This window comes from Rhodanobacter sp. FW510-R10, assembly GCF_058781105.1.
In genome coordinates this window covers 1,448,693-1,473,044 of the sequence record NZ_JBYSWL010000001.1, presented here as the reverse complement: position 1 = coordinate 1,473,044, position 24,352 = coordinate 1,448,693, and the positions used below count along the sequence as shown (strand labels likewise).

The window sequence follows — 24,352 nt, the reverse complement described above, 5'->3', positions numbered from 1 at the left end:
CTAGGGTCAGGCCTTCGATCCACAGTGCCCCGGCGGGAAATCCGGGGCAGCTGCGCGTGGCTCGCGGTTCCGGTCGCGGATGCGGTCTGCGGCTCATTGTGGTGGCGGAACCCGGAAACGGGCAAAAAAGTCCTCGCCACGCGAGGTGGCGCGCCTGTTGGCCACCCAGGCCAACAGCACGGAAACCAACGCGGCCATGGCGAGCTGGAACCAGGGCTGGAAATACCACGCGGTACCCCGCTCATGGACGACGGAGGCGATGAGGATCACGCCAATGATCACCGCGCATACGGCGATGCCCTTCACCAAGCGGCCGCGCGTGCAATCCGCGGCAAACGCGCGCGCCTGACGCCAGCTGGGCCACCATGCCAGCAGCGCGGTCCCCAGCCCCAGCGCCGAGAACACGATCGCAATGCTGACTGCGCGCAAGGTCACGCCGATCTGCCAGCCACCAAATACCGCATCGATCAGGAACAGGCAGCTGAGGCTGGCCGCCAGCACGATGGCCGGCGCCGGTGCATGGGCGGCATTGGTGGCGGCGAATCGCCGCGGGATGAAGCCGTCCTCCGCCCAGGCGAAGAGGAAGCGGCTGGCGTCGAGAAGTTGCGGCGCAATGGTCTTGACCACGATGACCGCCACCAGGATGTTGAGGAACACTGCAATGGCGCGCGGCGCCAGCAGCCCGATCAGGGCCGGCGTCGTCAGCAGGTAGCCGTGCCCGGATTGGAGAATGGGCACGGCGCTCCACCACGGCACCGCGTGGAACAGCGCATACGAGACCAGGGTGTAGAGCACCAGGGCAATGGCCCAGCCGGCGATGATGCCGCGCGGCATGTTTCGGCGCGCGTCGGCCACTTCCCCGCCCAGCGAGGTGGATGCCTCCAGGCCTCCATAGGCGAACATGAACAAGCCGATCACCGACACGAACGCCGCCCACGAGGGCTGGGAAGGCCGGGGCGCAGGGCGAAAACCGACCGCATCGGCGAGCCGCAGCAGGGCGCTCTCGGGCGTCGTGGCAAAACCGGTCACGATCACGATCACCGCCGCCACGACCACCAGGGTGCCGGCGATATAGACCAGATAACCATAGTTCCTGACCCCACTCAGGTGCAGCGCTGCGATCAACCAGATCGCAGCGAGGCCGGTGAGCAGGTGCCCACTCCGCGTCGTGAACCATTGCGTCGCCAGGCCACTGGCTTGCGCGGCATCGCCGATGAAGGTGCCGGTGGCGAAAGCCAGGAAGCCGGCCGCGCCGCAAATACCGATGAACCAGAGAAAGGCAATGGCAAACCCGGCATGCGGACCAAGTCCACGGGTCAACCATACGTAGGTGGAGCCCGCGCGCGGCATCACCGCCGAGTAGCGGGCGAAAAGTACGACTTCGGGGATGAGCACGAGGCCCGCCACCAGCATCGCCAGTGGCACCAGCCCTTCGGCGGCCGGATAGCTCTCCAGGCTGTGCGGCATCACGAAGTTGATGCCGCTGCCGTATTCCTGGGCGACCGCCGACAGCGCCACCACGGCGGCACCCAGGGTGCGCACCAACCCCCTGTCGCCGGGGATCGGTCGCTGCTTGTCCAGGCCTTGTGCTTCGCTGGTTGCCATGACTGGTACCCGCTGCTGGAACTGGCTGGAGAACGTACCCGCCACGCCCAAGGATGCCTGGCACGTCGACCCTGCCGGTCATCCCGGGCGCAGCGCAAAACGCCGGTGTCTGCTGCACCTCTGGTACTGCCTATGCGATTATTTTGTGCCGCATCCCGGCGGCGTCCTGGCCCTCACCTTGTTTCAATTTGCCACGTCCTCTTTATAAGACTTCACACCTCGAGGCGGTCGCCGGGGCGCGCCACCAGGGCGTAGAGCACCGGCATGAGGTAGATGCCAATGACCAGGCGCGCAATCATGCCGCTGACGATGACCAGGGCGAACGGCCGCTGCGAATCGGTGCCGACACCGGTGGCCACCGCGGCCGGCAGCAAGCCGAGCGCGGCGACCAGCGCGGTCATCATGATGGGCCGCAGGCGCAGCAGCGCCGCCTCGTACACCGCCTGGTCCATTGCCATGCCGTTGCGCCGCAATTCGTTGACGCAGGAGATGTAGACCACCGAGGTCAGCACCGAGACACCGAACAACACGATGAAACCGATGCCGGAGGAGACGGAAAACGGCGTGCCGGTGAGCCACAGCGCGAGGATGGCGCCGATCGGGGCGGTCAGCAGCACGCTCAGCACAGTAATGAACGGGAACTTGAAGTTGCCGTAGAGCACGAACAACAGGCCAAAGATCAGCAGCACGGTGAGCGGCAGGATGATCTGCATCTGCGCCCGCGACGCGGTGTATTCCTTGTACTCGCCACCCCAGTCTATGCGGTAGCCCTGGCCCAGCTTCACCTTGCCGGCGACCTGCTGCATCGCATCGTTCACCGCGCTGGCCAGGTCGCGACCAGTGACCGAGAACTGCACGCCGATGTAACGCGAGTCGTCCTCGCGATAGATGAAGGACGCACCGTTGCTCACCTGGATCTTCGCCAACTCCTTCAGCGGGATTTGCTGGCCACTTGGCGTGGCCACCGGGATGTCGCCAATCTCCTGCGGGTTGTCGCGGTATTGCTGGCCCAGCCGCACCACCAGGTCGAACTGCTTCTCGCCCTGCACCACCTGGGTCGCCACGCCGCCGGCAACCGCGGCCTCGAGCAGGCTGTTGATGTCATCGACGTTCAGCCCGTAACGCGCGATCCTGGCGCGGTCGACCTGGATCGTCAGGCTGGGCTGGCCAAGTTCGTGCACCAGGGTGACGTCGGTGATGCCGCGCACCTGCTGCATCGCTTCCTTGATGGCCTTGCCCTTCTCCTGCAGGGTGGCCAGGTCGGGGCCGTAGACCTTGACCGCCAGCGCGCTCTTCAAGCCGGTCTCGGCTTCGTCGACGGCGTCCTCGGCCGGCTGCGTGTAGTTGAAGTCGATGCCGGGGAAGGCCTTGAGCCTGGCGTCGATCGCGTCGATCAGTGCCTGCTTGCTGCGGTACTTGCCGCCCCATTGCGCATAGGGTTCCAGTCCGACAAAAAACTCGACGTTGAAGAAGCCCGTGGAGTCGGTACCGTCGTCTGGCCGGCCAAGCTCGGAAGTGACCGTGGTCACTACCGGGAACGAGCGCAGGATGTCGCGGATCTGCGGCGTGATCTTCGAGGCCTCGTCATAGGAAATGGAGTACGGCATGGTCGCGCGCACCCACAACGCGCCCTCGTCCAGGTGCGGCATGAATTCGGCGCCGATGCTCGGCACCAGGAGCAGGCACAGCACGAGCAGGCCCGCCGAAATGCCGGTCACCCGCCAGCGCCAGGCCAGGCAGCGCGTGAGCCAGCGCCGGTACCATGCCTGCACCTTCTCCATCATCGCGTTGCGCCGCTCGCGCACGCCATTGCGCATGAGCAGCGCGCACAGCACCGGCAGCAGGGTCAGCGTGACCAGCAGCGAGCCGATCAGCGCGAAGATCATGGTGTCGGCCATCGGCTTGAACAGCGTGCCGGAAGGTCCGGTCAGGACGTAGATCGGCAGGAAGCTGGCCACGATCACGGCCACGGCATACACCAGCGGGCGGTCCACCTCCGAGGCCGCCGCGCGGATGACCTCGCGGATGTCGTAGTCCGTACCCCGGCGCTTCGCCAGCTCGCGGAAGACGTTCTCGACCATGAAGATGGCGCCGTCGACGAGGATGCCGAAGTCGACCGCGCCGATCGACAGCAGGTTGGCCGAAGCCCCTTGCAGGTCGATGCAGAGGAACGCGAACAACAGCGCCAGCGGAATCGTCACCGCGACGATCAAGCCGGCGCGGATGTCGAACAGGAAAAAGATCAGCACGGCAATGACCAGGACCATGCCCAGCACCAGGTTGCGCTCGACCACGTGCGTGGTTTCGGCGATCAGGTTGCTCAGGTCATAGAACGGGTGGACCTTGACGTCCTGGGGCAGGATTTCGCTGTTGAGCTGGCGCGTCTTGGCCTCGATCCGCGTCAGCACGTCCTGGGTCTTCTCGCCGGTGCGCATCAGGATGACGCCTTCGACCGCGTCGTTCTGCTCCATGTAGCCGAACTCGCCGAGGCGCGGGGCGATGCCAATGCGCACGCGGCCGACGTCCTTCACCAGCACGGGGTTGCCGTTGTGCACGGCAAGCACGATGTTGCCGATGTCCTCGAGCGTCTCGATGCGGCCAATCCCGCGCACGTAGAAGAACTGCCCACCTTGCGAGTAGAAACCGCCGCCGCCGTTGCTGTTGTTCGCAGCCAGCGCGGACTCGACCTGCGCCACCGACAGGCCGGCGCCGGCAATCTTCAGCGGGTCGAGCAACACCTGGTACTGCATGGTGCCGCCGCCAAACCCGGAATCATCCGCCACGCCCGGCACCGAGCGGTATTGCGGGGCCACCACCCAGTCGTCCAGCGTCTTCAACTGCATCGGCGTGCGGTCGCTGCTTTGCAGGACGTAGCGATAGATCAACCCCGACGGCGACGACATCGGAGACACCGAGGGACTGACGCCGCTGGGCAAGGTGATGTCGCCCAGCCGGTTGAAGACCTGCTGGCGGGCAAAGTAGCGGTCGGTGTCGTCGGTGAAAGTCAGGGTGACATCGGACAAGCCGTACAGCGAGACCGAGCGCTTGACCTTCAGTTGTGGCACGTCGCTCAAGCCGAGCTCGACCGGGATCGTGATCAGGCGCTCGACCTCCTCGGCGGAATGCCCCGGCCACTGGGTGACGATGTCCACCATGGGCGGCGAGAGGTCCGGGTAGGCATCCAGCGGCAAACGCTTCAGTGCCCACACACCCGCGCCTACCAGCAACACGGTGAGCAGCACGATCAGCATGCGCTGTTCAAGCGCGAAGGCGACGATGCGGTTGATCGCCGACGCCCGCGGCGGCGATCCCGGCGGTGGCAGCGTTTCGGTCGTCATTGTGTCTGCATGAAGCGGACGAAGATGGCGCCATCGGCCACCACGCGATCACCGGCCTGGAGACCCGCAGTGATGTCGTAGCGGTCGCCACTGCGATAGCCGAGGGTCACGCCGCGCTGTGCAAAGCTGCCGTCTGGCTGGACGACGTACACGAAGGGCAGGTTCTCGTCATCGCGCAGGATGGCCGCGACCGGGACCAGCAGGCCGCGCTGCTCCTGCTGCGAATGGATGCGCACGCGTACATACATCTGCTTCCGCAGCGCTCCTCCGGGATTGTCGACCGAGATCCGTGCCGTCACCGCCCGCGTGTCCGGATCGACCACGGCCGAAATATTGGTGAGCTTGCCGGCCAACGGCTTGCCGCCGTCACCCACCTCGATCTCGACCGGATCGCCGACGCGCAGGCTGGACGGGTCGCTGCCAAACACCTGCGCCAGCACCCACACCCGCGAGAGGTTGGCGATGGTGAAGCACGGCGTGCTGCCGGCCTGCAACAACTGCCCGACCGTGATCAGCCGCTCCGCCACGGTGCCGGCAATGGGCGCGCGGATCGTACCCTGCACATGACCGACTTCCCGCCCGGCCTGCAGGTCCCGAATGGTTTGCGCATCCACGTTGAGGCTCTTGAGGGTCTGCAGCGCCGCGTCGCGGTCGGCCTCGGCACTGACCGCGTCGGTCTGCGCCTGGGCCGCCTCGCGCTCGGCAATGCCATCGTGCTTGACCAGGTCCTGGTCCATGTCCGCCACGCGACGTGCGTTCTTCGCGGCAATCAGGGATTTTCGGTAGTTGCCAATGGCCTGGGTAAAATCAGGCGAATCGACGATCGCCAGCGCCTGTCCCTGTTTCACCCGGTCACCCGGTGCCACCAGCAGCCGCGTCACCGGACCGGAGAACGCCGCGACCACGCTGGTGGACTGATTCTGGTCGAAGTCGACGGTGCCGTTGGCCTGGACCGTCCGGTGATAAGCCAACGCCTCCACGGTGTACATCTGGATGTGCTTGAGCTGCTCTGCCGTCATGCTCACGTTGTGCGGCGTCGTGGCCGCAGCCGCCGTCTTGCCGGCACTGGCGCCGGACGAGCAGCCACCCAGCGCCAGCGCCAGCGCCACCGCAACTACGATTGGCCAGCTCCCCGCCCTGCGCACCCACGTCGCCATCGCTTTCCCCTTGAATGATCCGATAGGGAGCTGATCGACTTGCACTTGCCCCGGCGTCATTCCCGCGAAAGCGGGAATCCAGTGCTTTGGTCGCAACGAACTTACACGCAAGAGCACTGGATTATTCGCTGCGCTCACCCCTTCGGGGCCAGCCTTCGGCTGTTCAACGCTCGCGTCGCTCGCCTTTGTCCCGCTTTCGCGGGAATGACGGTATCGAAGTTCCCTGGCGTTCATTGGTGTCCTGGTTGGATTCATGGCTTCGGGCCGGCCTGGCTGTCGTCGGACGTGAGGACCGCGGCATGCGCGGCGTCGACCAGCCCTGCCCCGTTCGAACCGGCCGGGGCCGGCTTTGGCGTGGGCCGGGCCGCATCCGCGTCATGCCACCAGCCGCCGCCGAGCGCCTGGAACAAGGCCGCGGTGTCGCTGAAGCGACTCGCCTGGGCTTCAACCAGCGTGATCTGCGCCTGCTGGTAGGCCTGCTCCGCACTCAACAAGGTCAGGTAACCCGCGTAACCGTCCTTCACTTGCCGTTGCGACAAGTCCAACGTGACCTGAGCCGCCACCGCAGCCTTGGCGGCCTGCTGCAGGCCCAGCGCATCCTGTTCGAGCGCAGCCAGGGTATCGGCGACGTTCTGGAAGGCGGTCAGCACCGTGCTGCGGTACTGCGCGGCAGCTTCCCGATAGGCGGCCTTGGCTGCGCGCTGCTGATGGAGCAAGGCACCGCCCTCGAAAATGGGGGCGGCCAGATCGGCGCCCACACTCCAGAACCCGGTACCCGCCTTGAACACCTGGCCGATCGCCACCGCGGTGCTACCTACGTTCGCCGTCAGTGAAATATTCGGCAGGCGGTTCGCGGTGGCAATGCCGACCTGCGCACTGGCGGCATGCAGGTTGGCCTCGGCCTGACGCACGTCCGGGCGCTGCGCCACCAGGACCGACGGCAGACTCAGTGGCAGATCCTGCGGCAGCTCAAGATGTGCAAGGTCGAACGCCTGTGCCGGAGCCTGGCCCGGAAGCTGCCCGGAAAGTACCGCAAGCAGGTGGTCCTGTTGGGCGAGTTGAGTGCGCAGTGGCGGCAGCGTGGCGGCAATCTGGGCCATCTGCGTCTCCTGCGCGGCAACATCCAGACGTCCGACGTAACCGTGTGCCAGCTGGTCACGCAACACCTTGAGCATCTTGTTGTTGATGTCGACCAACTTCAACGTCGCCGCGATCTGGGCCCGCAGCGACGCCTGCCGCACCGCGGCGGCGACTACGTTCGTGCTCAGCGTGACCTGCGCGGCAATCATCTGGAAGCGCACGGATTGCGCCTGTGCCTGCAACGACTCCACTGTGCGCCGATTCAGGCCGAATACGTCCAGCGCATAGGACACGCTGACCTGTGGGGTGAAGAAACTGTACAAGTACTCGTTGGGCACGACTGGAAAATTCGGTGCCGGCGCCACCTGCTGTGATTGCATCTGGCGCGTGGCCGAAAAACCCGCCGTGACGCTGGGGTAGTAGGCCCCGCGTTGCGCACGCACATTCTCCTGCGCCACCCGCAAGGCCGCCTGCGCAGCCTGGAGGTCCGGGTTATGGTGAAGCGACTCGGCAATCAGCGCATTGAGCGCCTTGGAATGGAACAGGGTCCACCAGTCGCCTGGGATATCGCTGCCGCTGGTGAAGTGCTGCGCCTGGCCGCCGGCGACGTTAGCCGTGGCCGCGGTGGTTTCAGGCGCATGCGCGGTATAGGCAGCGACCTTGGGCGCGGCCGGCCGTTCGAAGTCCGGTCCCACGGTGCAGGCGCCCAGCGCCAGCACGGCCACGATGGCACCAAGTGCCCGCACGCACGACACGACACGCCGCCCGCCGTGCCGAAGCACCGCCTGGTCGTTCCCGCTTGCCATGTGATCCAGCACGCGAATCCGCGATTTTTTCATGCGCGCGCGACTTCTTGAAGAGCGCCAGCGGGAAACTTTATAACGTTGCACTTGCGCCCGTGCGTGCCGGAAGTCATGGCCGCGGCCCGTGGAGCAAGCTGCTGTCGCAGCGGGTGAGACGGTGCAGCGGTGTACTGGCGGACGCCCCTACGCGGATACACCATGAACGCCCTGCCCGATCGCCTTCGCCCCGAAGCTGCCTCCTTCAGTCCGCCCGGCGATGGCCGGATGCTGGCCGAGCGCCTGTCGCGGCGCTATGCCACGCGCATCACCGGCAGCATCGTGATGCCGGCCACGGCCGGTTCGTATATGCCGTTGCCCGCCGACTTGCCGCCGGCGCTCGCGGCGGCCTTGCGCCAGCGCGGCGTGTCACGGCTGTACAGCCACCAGGCGGAGGCCTGGGCGGCGAGCCAGGCGCGCGAACACGTCGCGATCGTCACGCCCACGGCATCCGGCAAGACCCTGTGTTACACCCTGCCGGTGCTGGCTGCCGCGCTGCAGGCGCGGACCAAGGCGCTGTACCTGTTCCCGACCAAGGCCCTGGCCCAGGACCAGCTGGCCGAGCTGCTGGAGCTCAACGCCGCCGGCCGGCTCGGCGTCAAGGCGTTCACCTTCGATGGCGACACGCCGGGCGATGCGCGCCAGGCCGTACGCGCGCATGGCGACATCGTCATCAGCAACCCGGACATGCTGCATCAGGCAATCCTGCCGCATCACACCAAGTGGGCGCAGTTCTTCGAGAGCCTGCGTTACGTGGTGATCGACGAGGTGCACAGCTACCGCGGCGTCTTCGGTTCGCATGTGGCCAACGTGATCCGGCGCCTCAAGCGCGTGTGCGCGTTCTACGGCGTGAGCCCGCAATTCATCCTGTGCTCGGCCACGATCGGCAATCCGCGCGAGCATGCCGAGGCGCTGATCGAGCAGTCCGTGCATTGCATCACCGCCAGCGGTGCGCCCAGCGGCGAGCGGCATGTGCTGCTGTGGAATCCGCCGGTGGTCAACGCCGACCTGGGCCTGCGCGCCTCGGCCCGCTCGCAGAGCAACCGCGTGGCGCGGCTGGCGATCAAGTCCGGGCTGAAGACGCTGGTCTTCGCCTCCAGCCGCACCTTGGTGGAGGTCCTCACCAAGTACCTCAAGGACGTCTTCGACCACGACCCGCGCAAGCCCCCACGCATCCGGGCCTATCGCGGCGGCTACCTGCCGCGCGAGCGGCGCGCCGCCGAGCGCGACATGCGTGCCGGTCGCGTCGATGGCATTGTCAGCACCTCCGCCCTGGAGCTCGGCGTGGACATTGGCGCGCTCGACGTGGTGGTGCTCAACGGCTACCCCGGTTCCGTGGCCGGCACCTGGCAGCGGCTGGGGCGCGCCGGCCGGCGCCAGCGCGCCGCACTCGGCGTGCTGGTGGCCAGCTCCGATCCGCTGGACCAGTACCTGGTGCGCCATCCCGAATTCTTCCGCGACGCCACGCCGGAGCAGGCACGCATCGCGCCCGACCAGGCGCTGATCCTGCTGGACCACATCCGCTGCGCGGCGTTCGAGCTGCCATTTGGCGATGGCGAGAGATTCGGCCCGGTCGACGCCGCGCCCTGGCTGCAGGTCCTGGCCGAGGAAGGCGTGCTACACCACGAGCGCGAGCGCTGGGAGTGGATCGCCGACAGCTATCCGGCCGGTGCCGTCTCGCTGCGCTCGGTCGCCGACGGCAACTTCGTGGTGGTCGACCGCACGGGCGGCAAACAGAACATCATCGCCGAGGTGGACTACACCGCCGCCGCAGTCACGCTGTACGAGGGCGCGATCCACATGATCCAGTCCGTGCCCTACCAGGTGGAGCGGCTGGACTGGGAAGGCCGCAAGGCCTACGTCACGCGCACGCATGTCGACTACTACACCGACGCGATCGACTACAGCAAGCTCAAGGTCCTGGACTGCTTCGACCACGCCGTCTGCGGCACCGGCCAGGCCGGGCACGGCGAAGTCCATGTGGTGCGCCACGTTGCCGGCTACAAGAAGATCCGCTACTACAGCCACGAGAACATCGGCTACGGCCCGGTGAACCTGCCGGACCAGGAGCTGCACACGACGGCCGTCTGGTGGCAGCTGCCGCAGGCCGTGCTGGATGCCGGCTTCATCGACCGCCAGCAGGCGCTGGACGGCTTCATGGGCGCGGCCAGCGCGCTGCACCTGGTTGCCACCGTCGCGGTGATGGCCGAAAGCCGCGACCTGCAAAAATCGGTGGGCAGCGGCGATGGCGCATGGTTCGTCAGCGCGGATGAGCATGGGCATGGCCGGTTGCGTGGCAGCGATGGCGGGGCCGCGGAGCCCGGACCGGATCTGCCGTTTGCGCCGACGGTCTACCTGTACGATGCGTTTCCCGGCGGCGTGGGCCTGAGCGAGCCACTGTATGCCCGGCGCGACGAGCTGCTCGCGCGCGCGCTCGAGCTGGTGCACGGCTGTGATTGCCGTGGCGGCTGCCCGGCCTGCGTCGGGCCGGTACTGGCGACGGACGAAAGCGCCACGCACACGGCGAAAATGCTTGCGCTGCAGGTGCTGAAGCTCCTGGCCCAAGGATGAGTCCGCTGCTCGACCGCCTGCGCGACCTGCGCCGCGAGGCCGGCGCGCCGCGCACGGCCACCTCGCCTCCGCTCCCGAAGCCATCGCCCTTGGTACCAACCGATTTGCGTCGACTCCTGCGGCTGCGTGCGCACAACCAGGTTGCCAGCGGCATCACGACTTCAACCGACCGCGAGGTTCCCGGCGAGGAAATTTCTCCCGGCCTGCACTACACGGAGACGTGGGCGGATTGGCCTGCGCCTTCGGCAAGCATCGACGCCCGCTTTGCCCGCGTCGAGGAACCGGTCGCGTGCTCCCACCTGCTGCACTTCGACACCGAGACGACCGGGCTGGCCGGTGGCACCGGCACGCGCGCATTCATGATCGGCGCCGCGGACTGGGTCGATGCGCGGCTGCGCCTGCGCCAGCTCACGATCACCAGCATGGCTGCAGAGTCGGCCATGCTGCGCACGTTTGCCGGCTGGCTGCATGCGCACTCGGTGCTGGTGAGCTACAACGGCAAGAGCTACGACGCGCCGTTGCTCGCCACGCGCTACCGCCTGGCACGCCTGCCAAACCCCCTCACCGGCCTGCGGCATCTCGACCTGCTCCACCCCGTGCGCCGCCACTGGAAAGGCATGTGGGCGAATTGCCGCCTCGCCACCGCCGAGCGCCGCCTGCTCGGCGTCGTGCGCGAAGACGACCTGCCCGGCGCGGAAGCGCCCGCGGCCTGGCTGCACTACCTGCGCGGCGGCTCGGCCGCCAACCTGCGTCGCGTCCTGCAGCACAACGCCCAGGACCTGAAAAGCCTGGCCGGCATCCTGGCCTACCTCGCCGGCATGGAGGCACCTCGCCGTGGCACGACAAGCCATGACGCGCCTTTGCATACCTCAGCGGGGTGGCGGTGCAAACGGTGAAGCCGTGGGTGGCGCGGCGTGACGTGGGGAAGCCGTCAGGCCGGGCGCTGGGCGACAGCCAGGAAGATGGGGTACTCGCGTACGCCGCCATCGTCGGCTGCACGCCGGACGGTATGCGCCGTACTCCACTGCGGCACCGTGAAACCAGCGTCGTGCAGCCAGACGGCAAGGACGTCGCGGGCAAAGCCGTGATGCGCCACGCCCTCGACGTCACCGTGGAAACCACCGTCCTCGGCATCCAGGTCGGCCAGCGCGACGCGGCCACCGGGCACCAGGTGCTCGAACAGCACAGCCAGCAGTGCCGGCACGTCGGCGATGTGGTGCAGCAACATCGAGGCATAGATGAGGTCGTAGCGCGCAGACGGGATCGCCTCGGGCAGGTCGCCGGCAATTGCATCGACGTTCGCCAGATGCTTGGCGGCGCACTTCGCGCGCAAAACCTCGAGCATGCCGGTGGACACGTCGAGCGCGGTCAGGTGCGCAACGTGCCTGGCCATGATGAGCGTGACCAGGCCGGTGCCTGCGCCAAGTTCCAAGGCGGTTTCGCTGCCACCCGGCTCCAGCGCATGGCGCATCGCACGCGCAATCTTCTGCGCCATGAAGACCCGCCTGGGATCGCTGTCCCAGTCGTTGGCCAGCGCGTCGAAGCGCGCCGCATTGGCATCGGCAATCGGCATGATGGGGACTCCCGGGTTTCAAGGACGTGGGTTGCGCCGCAGACGCTTGCGTGCGCCGCAACGGGGGCACTTCCACTCTGGCGGGCGCGGTGCGCTCGTCACCGGCGTCGTCGGCTTGGCGTGCCGATGGTTGTCTTGATCGCCAGCGGCGGAACGCCGGGAGCGGGCGGCAGGAGCCGAATCATGCATGGGCGGTCACCAGGTCGTAACGTGCGTCCGGCGCTGGGATGCCCTACGCGCCGCAAGCTTGCAGCACAGGAATAACCGCTAAGGCGCCGGCTGTCCCTGATCGGCGTCAGCTCACCGGTTGCAATCGCCCACGCCCATGTCGACGACAAGGTGGCGCCTGCGTGTGAACGCCGCAGGCTGGATTGGTTTCGACCGGCACGCCGACTAGTATCGGACGCGTTGCCACCCAAACCAGGTCATGCCCCGTGAAGAGAGTGCTGCTTGTCGCGCTGGTCCTGTCTGCTTGCCCGCTGGCGTACGCCACCACCACACCGACGTTCAGTCCCGAGCACCTGTCCAACGAGGTAAAGACGTTGTCCTCGGATGCGTTCGAGGGCCGGGGTCCCGCGACGCCAGCCGAAACCAAGACCATCGATTACCTGATCATGCAGTTCAAGGCCGTGGGCCTTGCGCCTGGCGGTGAGCTCAAGGACGGCAAACGCACGTGGACCCAGGACGTGCCGCTGCTGCGCAGCGATATCGCCGGCACGCCGAAGTTCACGCTGACCGAGCAGGGCCATGCACTCCACCTGACGCAGGGCAAGGAAATCGCCATGCGCTCGCCAATGGACGGCTCCAGGTCCGTCGACGTCAAGAACGTGCCGCTGGTCTTCGTCGGTTACGGCGTCAAGGCGCCAGAGCGGAACTGGGACGACTACAAGGGCGTGGACCTGCATGGCAAGATTGCCGTAGTGCTGATCAACGACCCGGATTTCGAGGCTGGCCAGGGCGACTTTGGCGGCAAGGCGGAGACTTATTACGGCCGCTGGACCTACAAGTACGAGGAAGCCGCGCGCCGCGGCGCGGTCGGCGTGTTGATCGTGCACGAGACGGCACCGGCCTCGTACGGCTGGGCCACGGTGAAGAACTCGAACGCCAGCACGATGTTCGACATCGTGCGCAAGGATCCGTCAGCCGAGCATCCGCAACTGGAAGGCTGGATCCAACGCGACCTCGCGGTGTCCATGCTGAAGTCGGCCGGCCTGGATTTTGACATCTTGAAAAAGCAGGCGCAGACGCGCGCCTTCAAGCCGGTGACACTGCAGGGCGTGACGTTCTCGGCGGACTTCAAGGTCGACTCGCAGGTCATCACCTCGCACAACGTCGTCGGGCGCATTGCCGGCAGCAAGTATCCGCAGCAAAGCGTGATCTACAGCGCGCATTGGGACCACTTCGGCATCGGCGCGCCGGACGCAAACGGCGACCGCATCTACAACGGCGCGGTGGACAACGCCACTGGCGTCGCGGCACTGGTCGAGATGGGCCGTGCGTTCGCCCAGGCGCCGCGGCCCGAGCGTTCGGTCATCTTCCTGGCGGTCACGGGCGAGGAGCGCGGCCTGCTTGGCTCGGAATACTACGCCGCCAACCCGCTGTATCCATTGGCGACGACGGCGGGCGTGCTCAACATGGACGCACTCGACCCCGGTGGCCCGGCGCGCGATTTCACGATTTCCGGTACGGCGAAGCTGGGCCTGCTGGACGACCTGATCGCGGTCGGCAAGCAGTTCGGCCTGCGCTATACGCCGGACGCACACCCCGAAGCCGGCTACTTCTTCCGCTCCGACCACTTCCCGCTCGCCAAGCACGGCGTGCCGGCAATCTCATTCGGCTCGGGCGAGGACCTGATTGACGGCGGCGTCGCCGCCGGCCGCGCTGCCGCGGCGGACTACACTGCCAAGCGTTACCACCAGCCCGATGACGAGTGGCAGGCAAGCTGGCCCTTCACCGGCATGGCCCGCGACCTGCAACTGCTGTACACCCTCGGCAGCAATCTGGCGAACTCGCAGCAATGGCCGAACTGGAGCCATGATTCGGAGTTCCGCGCAGCCCGCGACCAGACCGCCGCCGAACGCCGCTAGCGAAATCCCGACCGACCCCTGACCGTTCATCCCCTGCCCGGGCCGTCATCCCCGCGAAAGCAGGGATCGAGTGCTGCTGGGACCCGCAAAGGCCAAAGCACTGGATTCCCGCTTTCGCGGGAATGACGACGGGCGGTGGTTCGGCGACCGGCGCGACGACGTGGATGAGGCAAAGGCCGCCCCGGGAACGCACCGGACAGCAGTGCAGAAGGGTGATCCGGTGGCGTCGCCTTCAGCGGGCCCCGGTACCATGTATCGATACCGGGGCGACGATTGAGGGGCAAGGCGTTCCCAGCTCAGTGCGCCGCAGCCAGCACGCTCGTCACCGCGGCACGCGCCTGCTCGCCCGAGGTCCTGAGTCCCTCGGCAGCCTCCTGCACCGTGGGACTGGGCGCGACGTCGGTGTCCATGACCTGGTTCATCAGCATCGTCAGCTGCATGGTGTTGCGGTCCAATCCGGCCTTGCCCACCTGGCTCTCGATACGCTGCGCCTTGGCGCGGTCGCCTGACGCATTGGCCGCCGCAGCGGCGGTCTCGACCTCAACCAGCAGCTTGCTGTTGCGGTCGATGGCGGCGCCCAGGTCCAGCGACAATTGGACATTGGCGGCCAGCGCCGCGCCGGCACCTCCGGCATGTGGATCAGCGAGCACCGTGAGCGCTTGGGCGTATTGCTTGCCCTCGGCCGTCAGCACCACGCGGTACTGGCCCGGCAACACCAGGGGCCCCATGGGCGCACGCGGCGTGCGGCCCAGGACGGCCGGCTCACCCCAACGCGGCGCGCCTGCCGGCGGCGTGTAGCGCAGGTCCCAGACAAAGCGATGCGCGCCCGCGCTGGCTGGGAGGATCGTCGGCGGCGACATGAAATAATCCGGCCAGTTCGGCGTCGGCATCGCCCCCGGCTGGTCCGCGCTGGAGAACTGGCGCACGAGCTTGCCAGTACTGTCGTAGACCGCCAACGTCACCGGAGTGCTGCTCGCGGCTGCCAGCCAATAGTCGATGACCGCGCCAGTCGGCGGATTCGCCGCGTGCGGGACCTCCGGCGGCCGCGCCTCGCCGTCATAGGTGCCGAGCCGCAGGCGCAGCGCCGGCTTGGGCGCATACAGGTGAACTGGGCTCTGGGCAATCGCCGGGCTCGCGGTGCGCAGCGGCATGATGTCATCCAGGATCCAGAAGCCGCGGCCGCTGGTGCCGGCAATCAAGTCGCCATCATGGACGGCCAGGTCGTGCACAGCCGTGGTCGGCAAGTTGCGCTGCAGTGATTGCCAGGCCTGGCCATCGTCGAACGATACAAACACGCCCAGCTCGGTGCCCGCGTACAGCAGTCCCTCGCGTTCCGGATCGGCACGCACCACGCGCACATAGCTGCCTTGCGGGATGCCTTGCACGGCCAAGCGCCAGGTCTTGCCGGCGTCGTGGGTGATGTAGATGTACGGCCGGGTGTCGTCGATCTGGTGGCGGTCGACGGCCACATAGGCACTGGCCGCATCGTGCGGATCGGCTTCGATCGTGTCGACGCGACTCCATGGCCCGAGGCCGGGCGGCGTCACGTTGTCCCACTGCGTGCCGCCATCCCGGGTAAGCCACAGCCTTGAGTCGTCGGTGCCGGCCCACAGCACGCCGTCCTTCGCCCGCGATGGCGCCAGCGCGTAGACCACCGAATAGCCGCAGGCGGCCGCGGTCTCGCGGGTGGGTTCGCGCTTGCATTGCGCCTTCGGATCCTTCGCGGTGAGGATCGGGCTGATCGCCTGCCAGCGTTGCCCCGCGTCCGTGGACTTCAGCACCTTCTGGCCAGCCATGTACATGGTGTCGGCGTCGAACGGCGAGAGCGCGAAGGCGGTGTTCCACGGGTAGTAGGAGCTGCCCGCCGTCGGCAGGGCACCGAACGAACGCACCGGCGAGGGCGAGATGTTGGTGGTGACATGCGTGCGCGTGTCATAGGCGGTGATGTTGCCGCCGGAACCGGAGCCATAGATGATCGACGGGTCGTCCTTGCGCGGAAACAGGTAGCCCGATTCGCCGCCGCCGACCGCGTCCCAGTCGTGATTGGTGATGATGCCGGTGTGGCCACGCGAGGCGATCACCAGCGCGCCGGAATCCTGCTGCGTGGCATACAGCCTGTACGGCACCTGGTTGTCCACGCTGAAATGGTAGATCTGCGCGCTAGGCTGGTTGAACCAGCTCGACCAGTGCGCGCCGTCATCCAGGCTGATCGAGGCGCCCTGGTCGACGGCGAGAATCAAATGCGCGGCGTCGTCCGGATCCAGCCACAGCGCGCGCATGTCGTCGCCGTTCGGCGAGCCCTTGATGGCCTCGAAATGCGCGCCCCCGTCGCGCGAGCGGTACAGCGAAGTGTTCGGTACATAGAGCAGATTCGGGTCCTTGGCATCGGCGTAGATGCGCCCGAAGTACCAGCCGCGTCCCGACAGGCGGGTGTCGGCGTTGACCAGATGCCAGCTCACGCCGACGTCGTCCGAACGGTACAGGCCGCTGCCGCTGCCAGACTGGTTGGCTCCACCCTGCGAGTTTCCCGCGCTGACGATGGCATACAGGCGCGGGCCCGACGCGGTATCGGCAACCGCCACGCCAATCCGCCCCATGTCCGCCGGCAAGCCGTTCGCCGACAGCTTGCGCCAGCTCGCGCCGTTGTCGGTCGACTGGTAGATGGCGCTGCCTGGGCCATCCACTGGGGCGTACTGGAACCACGGCGTACGCTCCGCATTCCAGGTGGTCGCATACAAGGTGCCAGGCCGCGCCGGATCACGCGCCAGGTCCACCGCGCCAGTGTGCGCGTCGACAAACAAGCTGTGCTTCCAGGTCTTGCCGCCATCGGTGGTGAGATAAATCCCGCGCTCCTGGTTCGGTCCCCAGACGTGGCCCAGCGCTGCGACCACCACGTGGTCGGGATTCTTCGGGTCCACCAGCAGCCGGCCGATGTGCTGGGTGTCATCCAGGCCCAGGTGGCGCCAGGTCTGGCCGCCATCATCGGAGCGGTACACGCCGTTGCCCAGCGTCGCGTTGGAGCGGATCGACGCCTCGCCGGTGCCCACGTAAATGATCCGCGGATTGGATGGCGCCACTTCCACCGCGCCAATCGAGGAATACGCTTCATGCTGGAACATGGGCTGCCAGGTGACGCCCGCATCGGTGGTCTTGAACAGGCCACCACCTACCGTGCCCTGCCAGGCGACATTCGGCTGACCAGCCACACCGCTGACTGAATCCACCCGTCCACCGCGGTACGGGCCGACTTCGCGCCACGACAAGCCGTCCAGAAGCTGTGGTGGCACGGCCTGCGCGGCGGCGACGCCAGCCAGCAGCAGCAGGGCGCAAGCAAGGGCTGATCGAAACATGGATATATCTCCCGGATGGAGCCAGACCGGCGCGACCGCCACATCCGTGCGGCCGCGCCATTGGGCGGATGGCTCAGTCCGCCACCTTCACCTGAGTCAGTCCGGCTGCCTTCAACTGCGTATTCAGCCGCGGCACGTCAGTGGATTTGACGCTCTCCCACTTCGCCAGCGCGGCGTCGAGCGTCTGCTGGTACTTGGCCAAGGTCTGCGTCTTGCCGATCGACGGCGCCGCGTCGGCACTCTCCACCGAAGCGCCAAGATTGGTCAGCGCATCCTGCAGGTAGAGGAGGCTGGTGAAGTCGGTGGTCGGCAGGCCGATGGAGTTGGCCGGATTGTCCTCGGGCCTCACCCCGGCGACCGCATCGACCTGCTTGACCACGGCATCGATCGAATTCGCCAGCTTGCCCGATTGCTTGCCGCGAACCGCCGTTAGCTGTGCGCGCAGGTCGGCCGCCTGCGCGGACACCTTGACGATGTCGAGCCGCAGGCTCTCGATATGCCGCGCCAGGTCGAATTGCTGCTGGAGCGCCGCGGACGAAATCTCAACCCGCGGATCGGCCTTGATCTCCAGTGGCTGGGTGTAGGTCTGCCCGCCGACGCTGAGCTTGACCGTGTAGGCGCCAGGCAGCGCCCACAAGCCGTCGCCATTGGTGAAGCGGTACATGCCGTTGCCGGCGAGCGCCTCAGGCAGGGCGTAATGCAAGTTCCATACGAAGCGGTGCATGCCGGCTTCCTGGGAAAGAGGATAGGTCTTCGGCGTCCATCCCGGGCCGGTGCGCGCCGTGGCCTCGTCGTCGGTCGGCGGCACATCCGCGCTGGAGTAGCGACGCACCGACTGGCCTTGCGCATTGACGATTTCCAGGGTCACTGGCGAGGGCGCAGCCGTCCTCAGGTAATAGTCGATGAAGGCGCCATTGGGCGGATTGTCGGCCTGCGGCTCGTCCTTCGGGAACGGCGTGCTCAGGAAACCACCGGGACGGACGCGATAGGCGATGGCCGGCTTGAACAGCGTCGCCGCCGCCGTGCCGACCTGCGCGTCGAGCTGGCGCAGCGCGCTCACGTCATCGAGTATCCAGAAGCCGCGTCCGAACGTGGCCAGCACCAGGTCGTCGCCATGCACGTCGATGTCGCGCATCGAAGTCACCGGCAGGTTCTGCTGCAGGCTTTGCCAGTCGGCACCGCCGTCGAAGGATACGTAGACGTGCTTCTCGGTGCCGGCATACAGCAATCCCGGCTTCTTCGGATCCTCGCGCACCACGTTTACGAAATCACCGGTGGCGATGCCGTTGACCGCGAGCGTCCACGTCTTCCCTGCGTCGTGGGTCACGTAGATGTAGGGCTTGTAGTCGTCCAAGCGGTGGCGATCCACCGCGGCGTATGCCGTCTTCGCGTCAAAATGCGAGGCCTCGATGATGCCCACTTTCGACCAGGCGCCGAGCCCCTTGGGCGTGACGTCCTGCCAGTGCGCGCCTTCGTCGGCGGTGAGCCAGATCAGCCCGTCGTCGGTGCCGGCCCAGATTTGTCCTTGCTGGATGGGTGAGGGCGCGATGGTATAGATCACCCCACGGCGTGGGCCTTGGATTGGCGAGTCCTTGGCGGTGATCGGATCCACGTTCGGCGGCACACCGGGGTTTTCCCGGGTCAGGTCGGGGCTGATCACCGACCAGTTTTGTCCGCCGTTGTCACTGCGGAACATCATCTGGTGCGAGGAATACATGACCTTGGGATCGAGCCGCGAGAACACCAGCGGCAGCGTCCAGGTCTTGCGATAGGTGACGCCGGGATACTCCAACGTCGGACTGACGTCCTCGACCTGCTTGGTCAGCGTGTCGAAGCGCACCACGTCGCCGTCGAACGGCCGCACGATGGCCGGGCCGAAGATGTAGCGCGGATGGGAGGGATCAGGCGCGATGTAACCACTTTCCCCGCCGGTGGGGATGGGCAGGAAATCCATGAAGCTGATGCCATTGGTGTAGTCGCCGTAATCAGTACGACTCGGCAATTTGACCGATAGCGAATCCTGCTGGGCACCATATACGTTGTATGGAAACTGGTTGTCCGTGGCGACGTGATAGAACTGGCCGGTCGGCTGGTTGTACCAGGAGCTCCAGGTCTTGCCGCCATCCAGCGTAATCGTGGCGCCCTGGTCCACGCCAAGCATGATGTGCTCACTGTTGTCTGGACTGATCCAGGCAATGTGGTAGTCGTCGCCGCCGGGCGCGCCCTTGATCGGCAGGAAGCTGTGGCCGCCATCGGTGGACTTGTACAGCGCGGTATTCGGAATGTAGACGATGTCCGCATTGCGCGGATCCACGCGCACCCGCCCGAAATACCACCACCGCGACCAGATGCGCGCGTCGCCGCTGACGTGCTTCCAGTTCGCGCCACCATCGTCCGACCGATACAGGCCACCCTGCCCCTGCTTGGCTGCGACGTTCGCATAGACGATCCGCGGATTGCTCGGCGCCACAGTCACCCCAATGCGCCCCAGGCCCGCGCTCGGGAAACCATGCCCGGTCACCTGTTGCCAGGTGGCACCGGCGTCGGTCGATTTGTACAGTCCACTGCCCGGGCCATCCGATGGCGGATACACCGTCCACGGCGGCCGGCGTGTCTGCCACATGGCAGCAAAGATGGTCCGCGCATCGCTGCCGAAGCTCAGGTCGACCGCGCCGGTGTCGGCATCCTTGTACAGCACCTTCTTCCAGTTCTGGCCACCGTCCGTGCTCTTGAACACCCCGCGTTCGGAGTTTGCCGCATAGCCGTGCCCAAGCGCCGCAACGTAGACCACATTCGGATCATGCGGATCGACCAGTACCGCGCCGATCTGGAACGCGTCCTCGAGCCCAATGTGCTTCCAGGTCTTGCCGGCATCCGTGGACTTGTACATGCCGTTGCCGGTGCTGAAACTGGAGCGGATGGACGCTTCGCCCGAACCCACGTAAACCACGTTCGGATCGGAGGGTGCCACGGCGATCGCCCCGATCGATGCCACCGGCTGCTGGTCGAAGATCGGCACCCAGGTCCGCCCGGCGTTGTGCGTCTCCCACACCCCGCCCCCGACAGAGCCGAAGTAGAAGTGGTCCGGCTGGCCAGCCACCCCCGTGATCGCGGTCACCCGGCCAGCGCGAAACGGCCCGATCAGCCGCCATTGCAGGCCCGAGTACAGCCCCGGATCGAGCGGCTGCGCCTGCAGCACCCACGGCAAACCCAGGATCAGCAACGCGAGGGTCGACCACCCCAACCAGCGACGAGCATCCATGTGCACTCCCAATGCCGAGGAAAACAATGCCTTCACATGCCTGTGCACGGTTCCGCGCTGCGCACCGCTGCACGGGCGACTCCCATCAGGACCGTTCGCCGACAAGCACCACAACGCACCGTGGGCCGGTTCCTGCCATGCTCTTGGTGACAGACGGATAAAGCGTAGCGCAAGCCTGCACATGCCCCCTATGCCAAAAGTACCGGCCCGGCTTGCACGACATCCGTGTGGGCACGACGGCCCTGTTGTCCACCTCAAACGGCGGCCTGGTACTCCGCTCCAAACGGATCCTTCGTGGCAACAATCCGGGCGAACCGAGTCTCCCGGCCTCGCCCTGCCACGAAGGATGGCGGCATCATGCCGCGTCAGAACAGTTTCACCGTCGCCTGGAGCCAAAAATAACGGCCAATGACATCGTATTGGGTCCCTCGGCCACCCGGAGCGAACGGTGGTTGCCTGTCGGATATATTGTCGATGCCCGCGGAAAACCGCGTGCGGATCGCCGGAACCGCGTAACCGACCTGCAGCGAATGGTATACGACTGATGCCAGCTGGAAACTCGCACCGGTCACCGAGTCGGCATTCAATGACTCGACGGAGCTGATATAGCGGCTCCGCCACTGGGCACTCCAGTTCCCGCGGTTCCAGTTGACGGTACCGCTGCCACGCAGGCGTGCAATGTTCCCGAACTGGGAATTGAACGTCCCGGCATATTTCGACACCGTCGCTCCAGGCGCACCTGGCGTCGGACTGTTGTTGAACGTGGACACGTATGTGCCCTTGAACTCCAGGCGGAAATTGCCCGGATCGACGCTTCCCAAATCGAAGTGCGGAATATCGTAATTGAACGTTGCGTCCACACCGCTGGTACTCAGACTACCGAGATTTACCGTGGGCGCGTTGACCTGGTAGATCTTGCCGGGATTCCTGGTGGTGTCGTCATATCTAAGGAGGAGCGGGCAATACTGGCTGTCATTGTTGTTGAAGCACTGGTTGACAATCGTGGTTGGTGAAATATTCACCAGCGTATCGTAGAGATAGACATGCCAGAAATCGACGCTGGTATTGACGCCAGGGGCCCATTCCGGGGCGTACACCAGGCCAAGGTCAACGGATTTCCCATGTTCGGGCTTGAGGTTGGCACCCACCCTCTTGGAACCCACACCCAGTGCATTGACCTGCGCTTCGTCAGTGGCATCGAAATTCGGTGGAACATACCTGCACGCAGCGGCATGTTGAGCGAGCTCCGCGGCCGTGAGTGCCGCGCAGGGATCGACAAAGCCCGGTTGTGAAAGCGACGGCCCGTCATAAAGCATGTTGAGGTTCGGCGCCCGGAAGACCTGGGAAACGGTTCCACGCACAAGCAGGTTCTTGATTGGTCGCCATTGAATGGCAACCTTCTTGTTCGTCGTGGCACTCTTCAGCGAATCGTACTTGGAAGTGCGGATACCCAGGTCGACGTCCAGCGAGTGTGCACCGGGAATGTCGGCCAGCACCGGGATCAAGGTTTCCGCAAAGACTTCCTTGACGCTGTCGCTGCCCCGGCCGGGCGACGCACACGCTTCCTGCACGGTCTGGCAGGTCAGCGTCGCGGTATCGAGCAGCACGATGTCCGGGACGGTGAAATTGTATGAATCGTTGCGGTACAACGTGCCAATCGACGCCTGCATCGTTCCCGCCGGCAATTGCCACAGGTTGCCGTTCGTGGTGAATTCGACCTGCCGCAGGTTGTCGTACCGGCTGTAGGTCGGATCGGCGAGTCCGCCTTGGAGACTTCCGGGGATATTGGCTTGATTGAAGAAATTGCTGGTGTTGATGACCTGTTGTAGTCCGGAAACGAGGATCTCATTTTCATTGGTCTGGTTGCGCTCGGAATGGCCATAGTTCAAGGTGGCATTCCAGAGCCAGCTGCTGTCTCCGAAGCCGCCACGCAAACCGGTGATGATCTGCTCCGTTTCGGTCTTGTAGGCGTTTACCCGGGGGGCGTTCCCGGCAACCCGCGTGCGGATTTCGTAACCGCTGTTTGGATCTCCGGGGATCACGCCACCGCTGAACGTCACCCCGAATGGGTTATAGGGGGCGCTGGCAGGGACGGACCAGCCGTCCACGGTATAAGTGGGATCAGGCGCATTGAGACCGGTCGATGCCGTTGAGACGTAGAACGCATTGACGAAGCCGGTGATATTCGGGGTGAAATCGTAACTACCGATAAAGAAGCCGTTGCGGCGCAGGGAATTGGTCTGGAGATAGTTGTATTTGGGGAACTCGTTGTAAGTGGATTTCGTATTGGAAAAGCATTGGTAATCGCTGAGATGGGATCCATCCGGCTGTGCCAAGGTCACATATGGACACCCGAACTGGGTCCTCAGGTTGGCAGGCAACTGGATCCGCATGTGCGGCACGAAGGTGGACCCGCTTGACGGGGTGATCACGCCATTGCGCAACGAATAGGATGTGCGCGAGAAGTCGCGATCGGTGCCTATGGCGGTGCCTGTCTTGTTGATGCCAAGCCCGCCTTCCACGCGGTACTTGTCGCCGCTGTGCCCGAGGACAAGTGACGCACTCTTGCGCTTGGCGTCGCCATGGCCCGAAATGCCGTCGCTCACGGACACCTGGGCGCCTTCGAAATTGTCCCTGGTGAGGATGTTGACGACACCGCCGATGGCATCCGAGCCGTACGTGGTCGTCGCCCCCTCCGCCAATGCGTCGACCTGGGAAACCATCTCCTGGGGAATCAGGTTGATGTCCGAGTTCACCAGCCGCTGCCCATTGATCAGGACCAGCGTGCGGCCATCTCCGAGACCACGCAGGGAGAGCTTGGATGCGCCGGACCCGCCTTCGGTGGTGGCATTGGCGACACCGCCACCATTGCCGGTCACTTGCGGATTGATCGCGTTGCCGGCGATGCTCGGCAATTCCTGCAGGACGCTTCCCAGCGTGACGGATCCGGAATCGTCGATGTGTTGTCGGCCGATGGTGATGACCGGGCTGGCGGTCTCGATATCCACGCGCCGGATCAACGAACCGGTCACCACCACGCCCTTGAGGTTCTGGGTTTGCGCGGGCGACGCCTGGTTGGTGCCCGTATCCTGGGCCTGGGCTACGCCCCCGGCGACGGCGAACACGCCGACGGCCAGGGCCAGCCGGACAGCGATACACAGACGGTTGTCAGCAGGTTTCATTGGTTTCTCCCCAGCAAGCGTTGAAGATGCGCGCCATCCCCGAGTCCCCAGGGACCGTGCGTCCATGAAATCCCCCCACAGAGCACCGCGCCCGAAATGGCCTCCCCTGGCAAACCGGACCGTGCCACCGGAGCTTAGTCCCTCACCTGGCATCCGTCTATAGACGTCTATCCGTCTCGGGCGGGCCACCACAAGGCGCCCAGCTACTGCACCGATCCATGTCGAACAAGCCGATCGCCAGGACTTCCTCCGGCTGTCTGGCAAAGCATGAAGGCGCATCCGCGCACGCGCCGCGACGCCATGGCGCG

General features: G+C 65.8%; 11 protein-coding genes. 3 read left to right on the top strand and 8 right to left on the bottom strand.

Translation table 11 applies throughout. The features are described 5' to 3' along the window. Positions 1 to 93: 93 nt before the first annotated feature. The 4 genes from AC3WJB_RS06135 to AC3WJB_RS06120 form a co-directional block, all read right to left on the bottom strand. Positions 94 to 1,605, bottom strand: a complete 1,512-nt coding sequence (locus AC3WJB_RS06135; protein WP_492679719.1) for an APC family permease — start codon at positions 1,603 to 1,605, stop codon at positions 94 to 96. Between the two features lie 212 nt (positions 1,606 to 1,817). Beyond that, complete coding sequence (locus tag AC3WJB_RS06130) at positions 1,818 to 4,943, bottom strand: efflux RND transporter permease subunit (RefSeq protein WP_492679717.1); 3,126 nt, start codon at positions 4,941 to 4,943, stop codon at positions 1,818 to 1,820. Next, positions 4,940 to 6,100: an efflux RND transporter periplasmic adaptor subunit gene (locus tag AC3WJB_RS06125; RefSeq protein WP_492679715.1), complete on the bottom strand. Its 1,161-nt coding sequence runs from the start codon at positions 6,098 to 6,100 to the stop codon at positions 4,940 to 4,942. Before AC3WJB_RS06125 ends, AC3WJB_RS06130 begins: the two co-directional genes overlap by 4 nt. A gap of 251 nt (positions 6,101 to 6,351) precedes the next feature. After that, entirely contained in the window at positions 6,352 to 7,986 is a 1,635-nt protein-coding gene (locus AC3WJB_RS06120) for an efflux transporter outer membrane subunit (RefSeq protein ID WP_492683101.1), read from the bottom strand. A gap of 195 nt (positions 7,987 to 8,181) precedes the next feature. On the opposite strand from AC3WJB_RS06120, the gene AC3WJB_RS06115 reads away from it, so the two are divergent. After that, positions 8,182 to 10,590 (top strand): DEAD/DEAH box helicase, encoded by a 2,409-nt coding sequence (locus tag AC3WJB_RS06115; protein WP_492679713.1) that lies wholly within the window; start codon positions 8,182 to 8,184, stop codon positions 10,588 to 10,590. After that, a complete protein-coding gene (locus AC3WJB_RS06110; RefSeq protein WP_492679711.1) occupies positions 10,587 to 11,486 on the top strand; it encodes a ribonuclease H-like domain-containing protein in 900 nt (299 codons plus the stop codon). Before AC3WJB_RS06115 ends, AC3WJB_RS06110 begins: the two co-directional genes overlap by 4 nt. A 35-nt stretch (positions 11,487 to 11,521) precedes the next feature. On the opposite strand, the gene AC3WJB_RS06105 is transcribed toward AC3WJB_RS06110, so the two are convergent. Continuing rightward, the gene (locus tag AC3WJB_RS06105) at positions 11,522 to 12,163 is read right to left on the bottom strand and encodes a class I SAM-dependent DNA methyltransferase (protein WP_492679709.1); all 642 of its coding nucleotides are present in this window, start codon (positions 12,161 to 12,163) and stop codon (positions 11,522 to 11,524) included. A 434-nt stretch (positions 12,164 to 12,597) separates the two neighbouring features. Between AC3WJB_RS06105 and AC3WJB_RS06100 the strand changes: the two genes are divergently transcribed. Further along, entirely contained in the window at positions 12,598 to 14,250 is a 1,653-nt protein-coding gene (locus AC3WJB_RS06100; RefSeq protein WP_492679707.1) for a M28 family metallopeptidase, read from the top strand. A gap of 296 nt (positions 14,251 to 14,546) precedes the next feature. On the opposite strand, the gene AC3WJB_RS06095 is transcribed toward AC3WJB_RS06100, so the two are convergent. From AC3WJB_RS06095 to AC3WJB_RS06085, 3 genes are all read right to left on the bottom strand, one after another. Further along, positions 14,547 to 17,600: a WD40/YVTN/BNR-like repeat-containing protein gene (locus AC3WJB_RS06095; protein ID WP_492679705.1), complete on the bottom strand. Its 3,054-nt coding sequence runs from the start codon at positions 17,598 to 17,600 to the stop codon at positions 14,547 to 14,549. 73 nt (positions 17,601 to 17,673) lie between these two features. Further along, entirely contained in the window at positions 17,674 to 20,862 is a 3,189-nt protein-coding gene (locus AC3WJB_RS06090; protein ID WP_492679703.1) for a WD40/YVTN/BNR-like repeat-containing protein, read from the bottom strand. 365 nt (positions 20,863 to 21,227) lie between these two features. Continuing rightward, a complete protein-coding gene (locus tag AC3WJB_RS06085) occupies positions 21,228 to 24,110 on the bottom strand; it encodes a TonB-dependent receptor domain-containing protein (RefSeq protein WP_492679701.1) in 2,883 nt (960 codons plus the stop codon). Between the last annotated feature and the right edge of the window lie 242 nt (positions 24,111 to 24,352).

Bases quoted from the DNA above. Each gene is read 5' to 3' on its own strand.
- AC3WJB_RS06135 (WP_492679719.1), bottom strand. From the start codon at position 1,605: ATGGCAACCAGCGAAGCACAAGGCCTGGACAAGCAGCGACCGATCCCC.
- AC3WJB_RS06130 (WP_492679717.1), bottom strand. From the start codon at position 4,943: ATGACGACCGAAACGCTGCCACCGCCGGGATCGCCGCCGCGGGCGTCG.
- AC3WJB_RS06125 (WP_492679715.1), bottom strand. From the start codon at position 6,100: ATGGCGACGTGGGTGCGCAGGGCGGGGAGCTGGCCAATCGTAGTTGCG.
- AC3WJB_RS06120 (WP_492683101.1), bottom strand. From the start codon at position 7,986: ATGGCAAGCGGGAACGACCAGGCGGTGCTTCGGCACGGCGGGCGGCGT.
- AC3WJB_RS06115 (WP_492679713.1), top strand. From the start codon at position 8,182: ATGAACGCCCTGCCCGATCGCCTTCGCCCCGAAGCTGCCTCCTTCAGT.
- AC3WJB_RS06110 (WP_492679711.1), top strand. From the start codon at position 10,587: ATGAGTCCGCTGCTCGACCGCCTGCGCGACCTGCGCCGCGAGGCCGGC.
- AC3WJB_RS06105 (WP_492679709.1), bottom strand. From the start codon at position 12,163: ATGCCGATTGCCGATGCCAATGCGGCGCGCTTCGACGCGCTGGCCAAC.
- AC3WJB_RS06095 (WP_492679705.1), bottom strand. From the start codon at position 17,600: ATGTTTCGATCAGCCCTTGCTTGCGCCCTGCTGCTGCTGGCTGGCGTC.
- AC3WJB_RS06090 (WP_492679703.1), bottom strand. From the start codon at position 20,862: ATGGATGCTCGTCGCTGGTTGGGGTGGTCGACCCTCGCGTTGCTGATC.
- AC3WJB_RS06085 (WP_492679701.1), bottom strand. From the start codon at position 24,110: ATGGACGCACGGTCCCTGGGGACTCGGGGATGGCGCGCATCTTCAACG.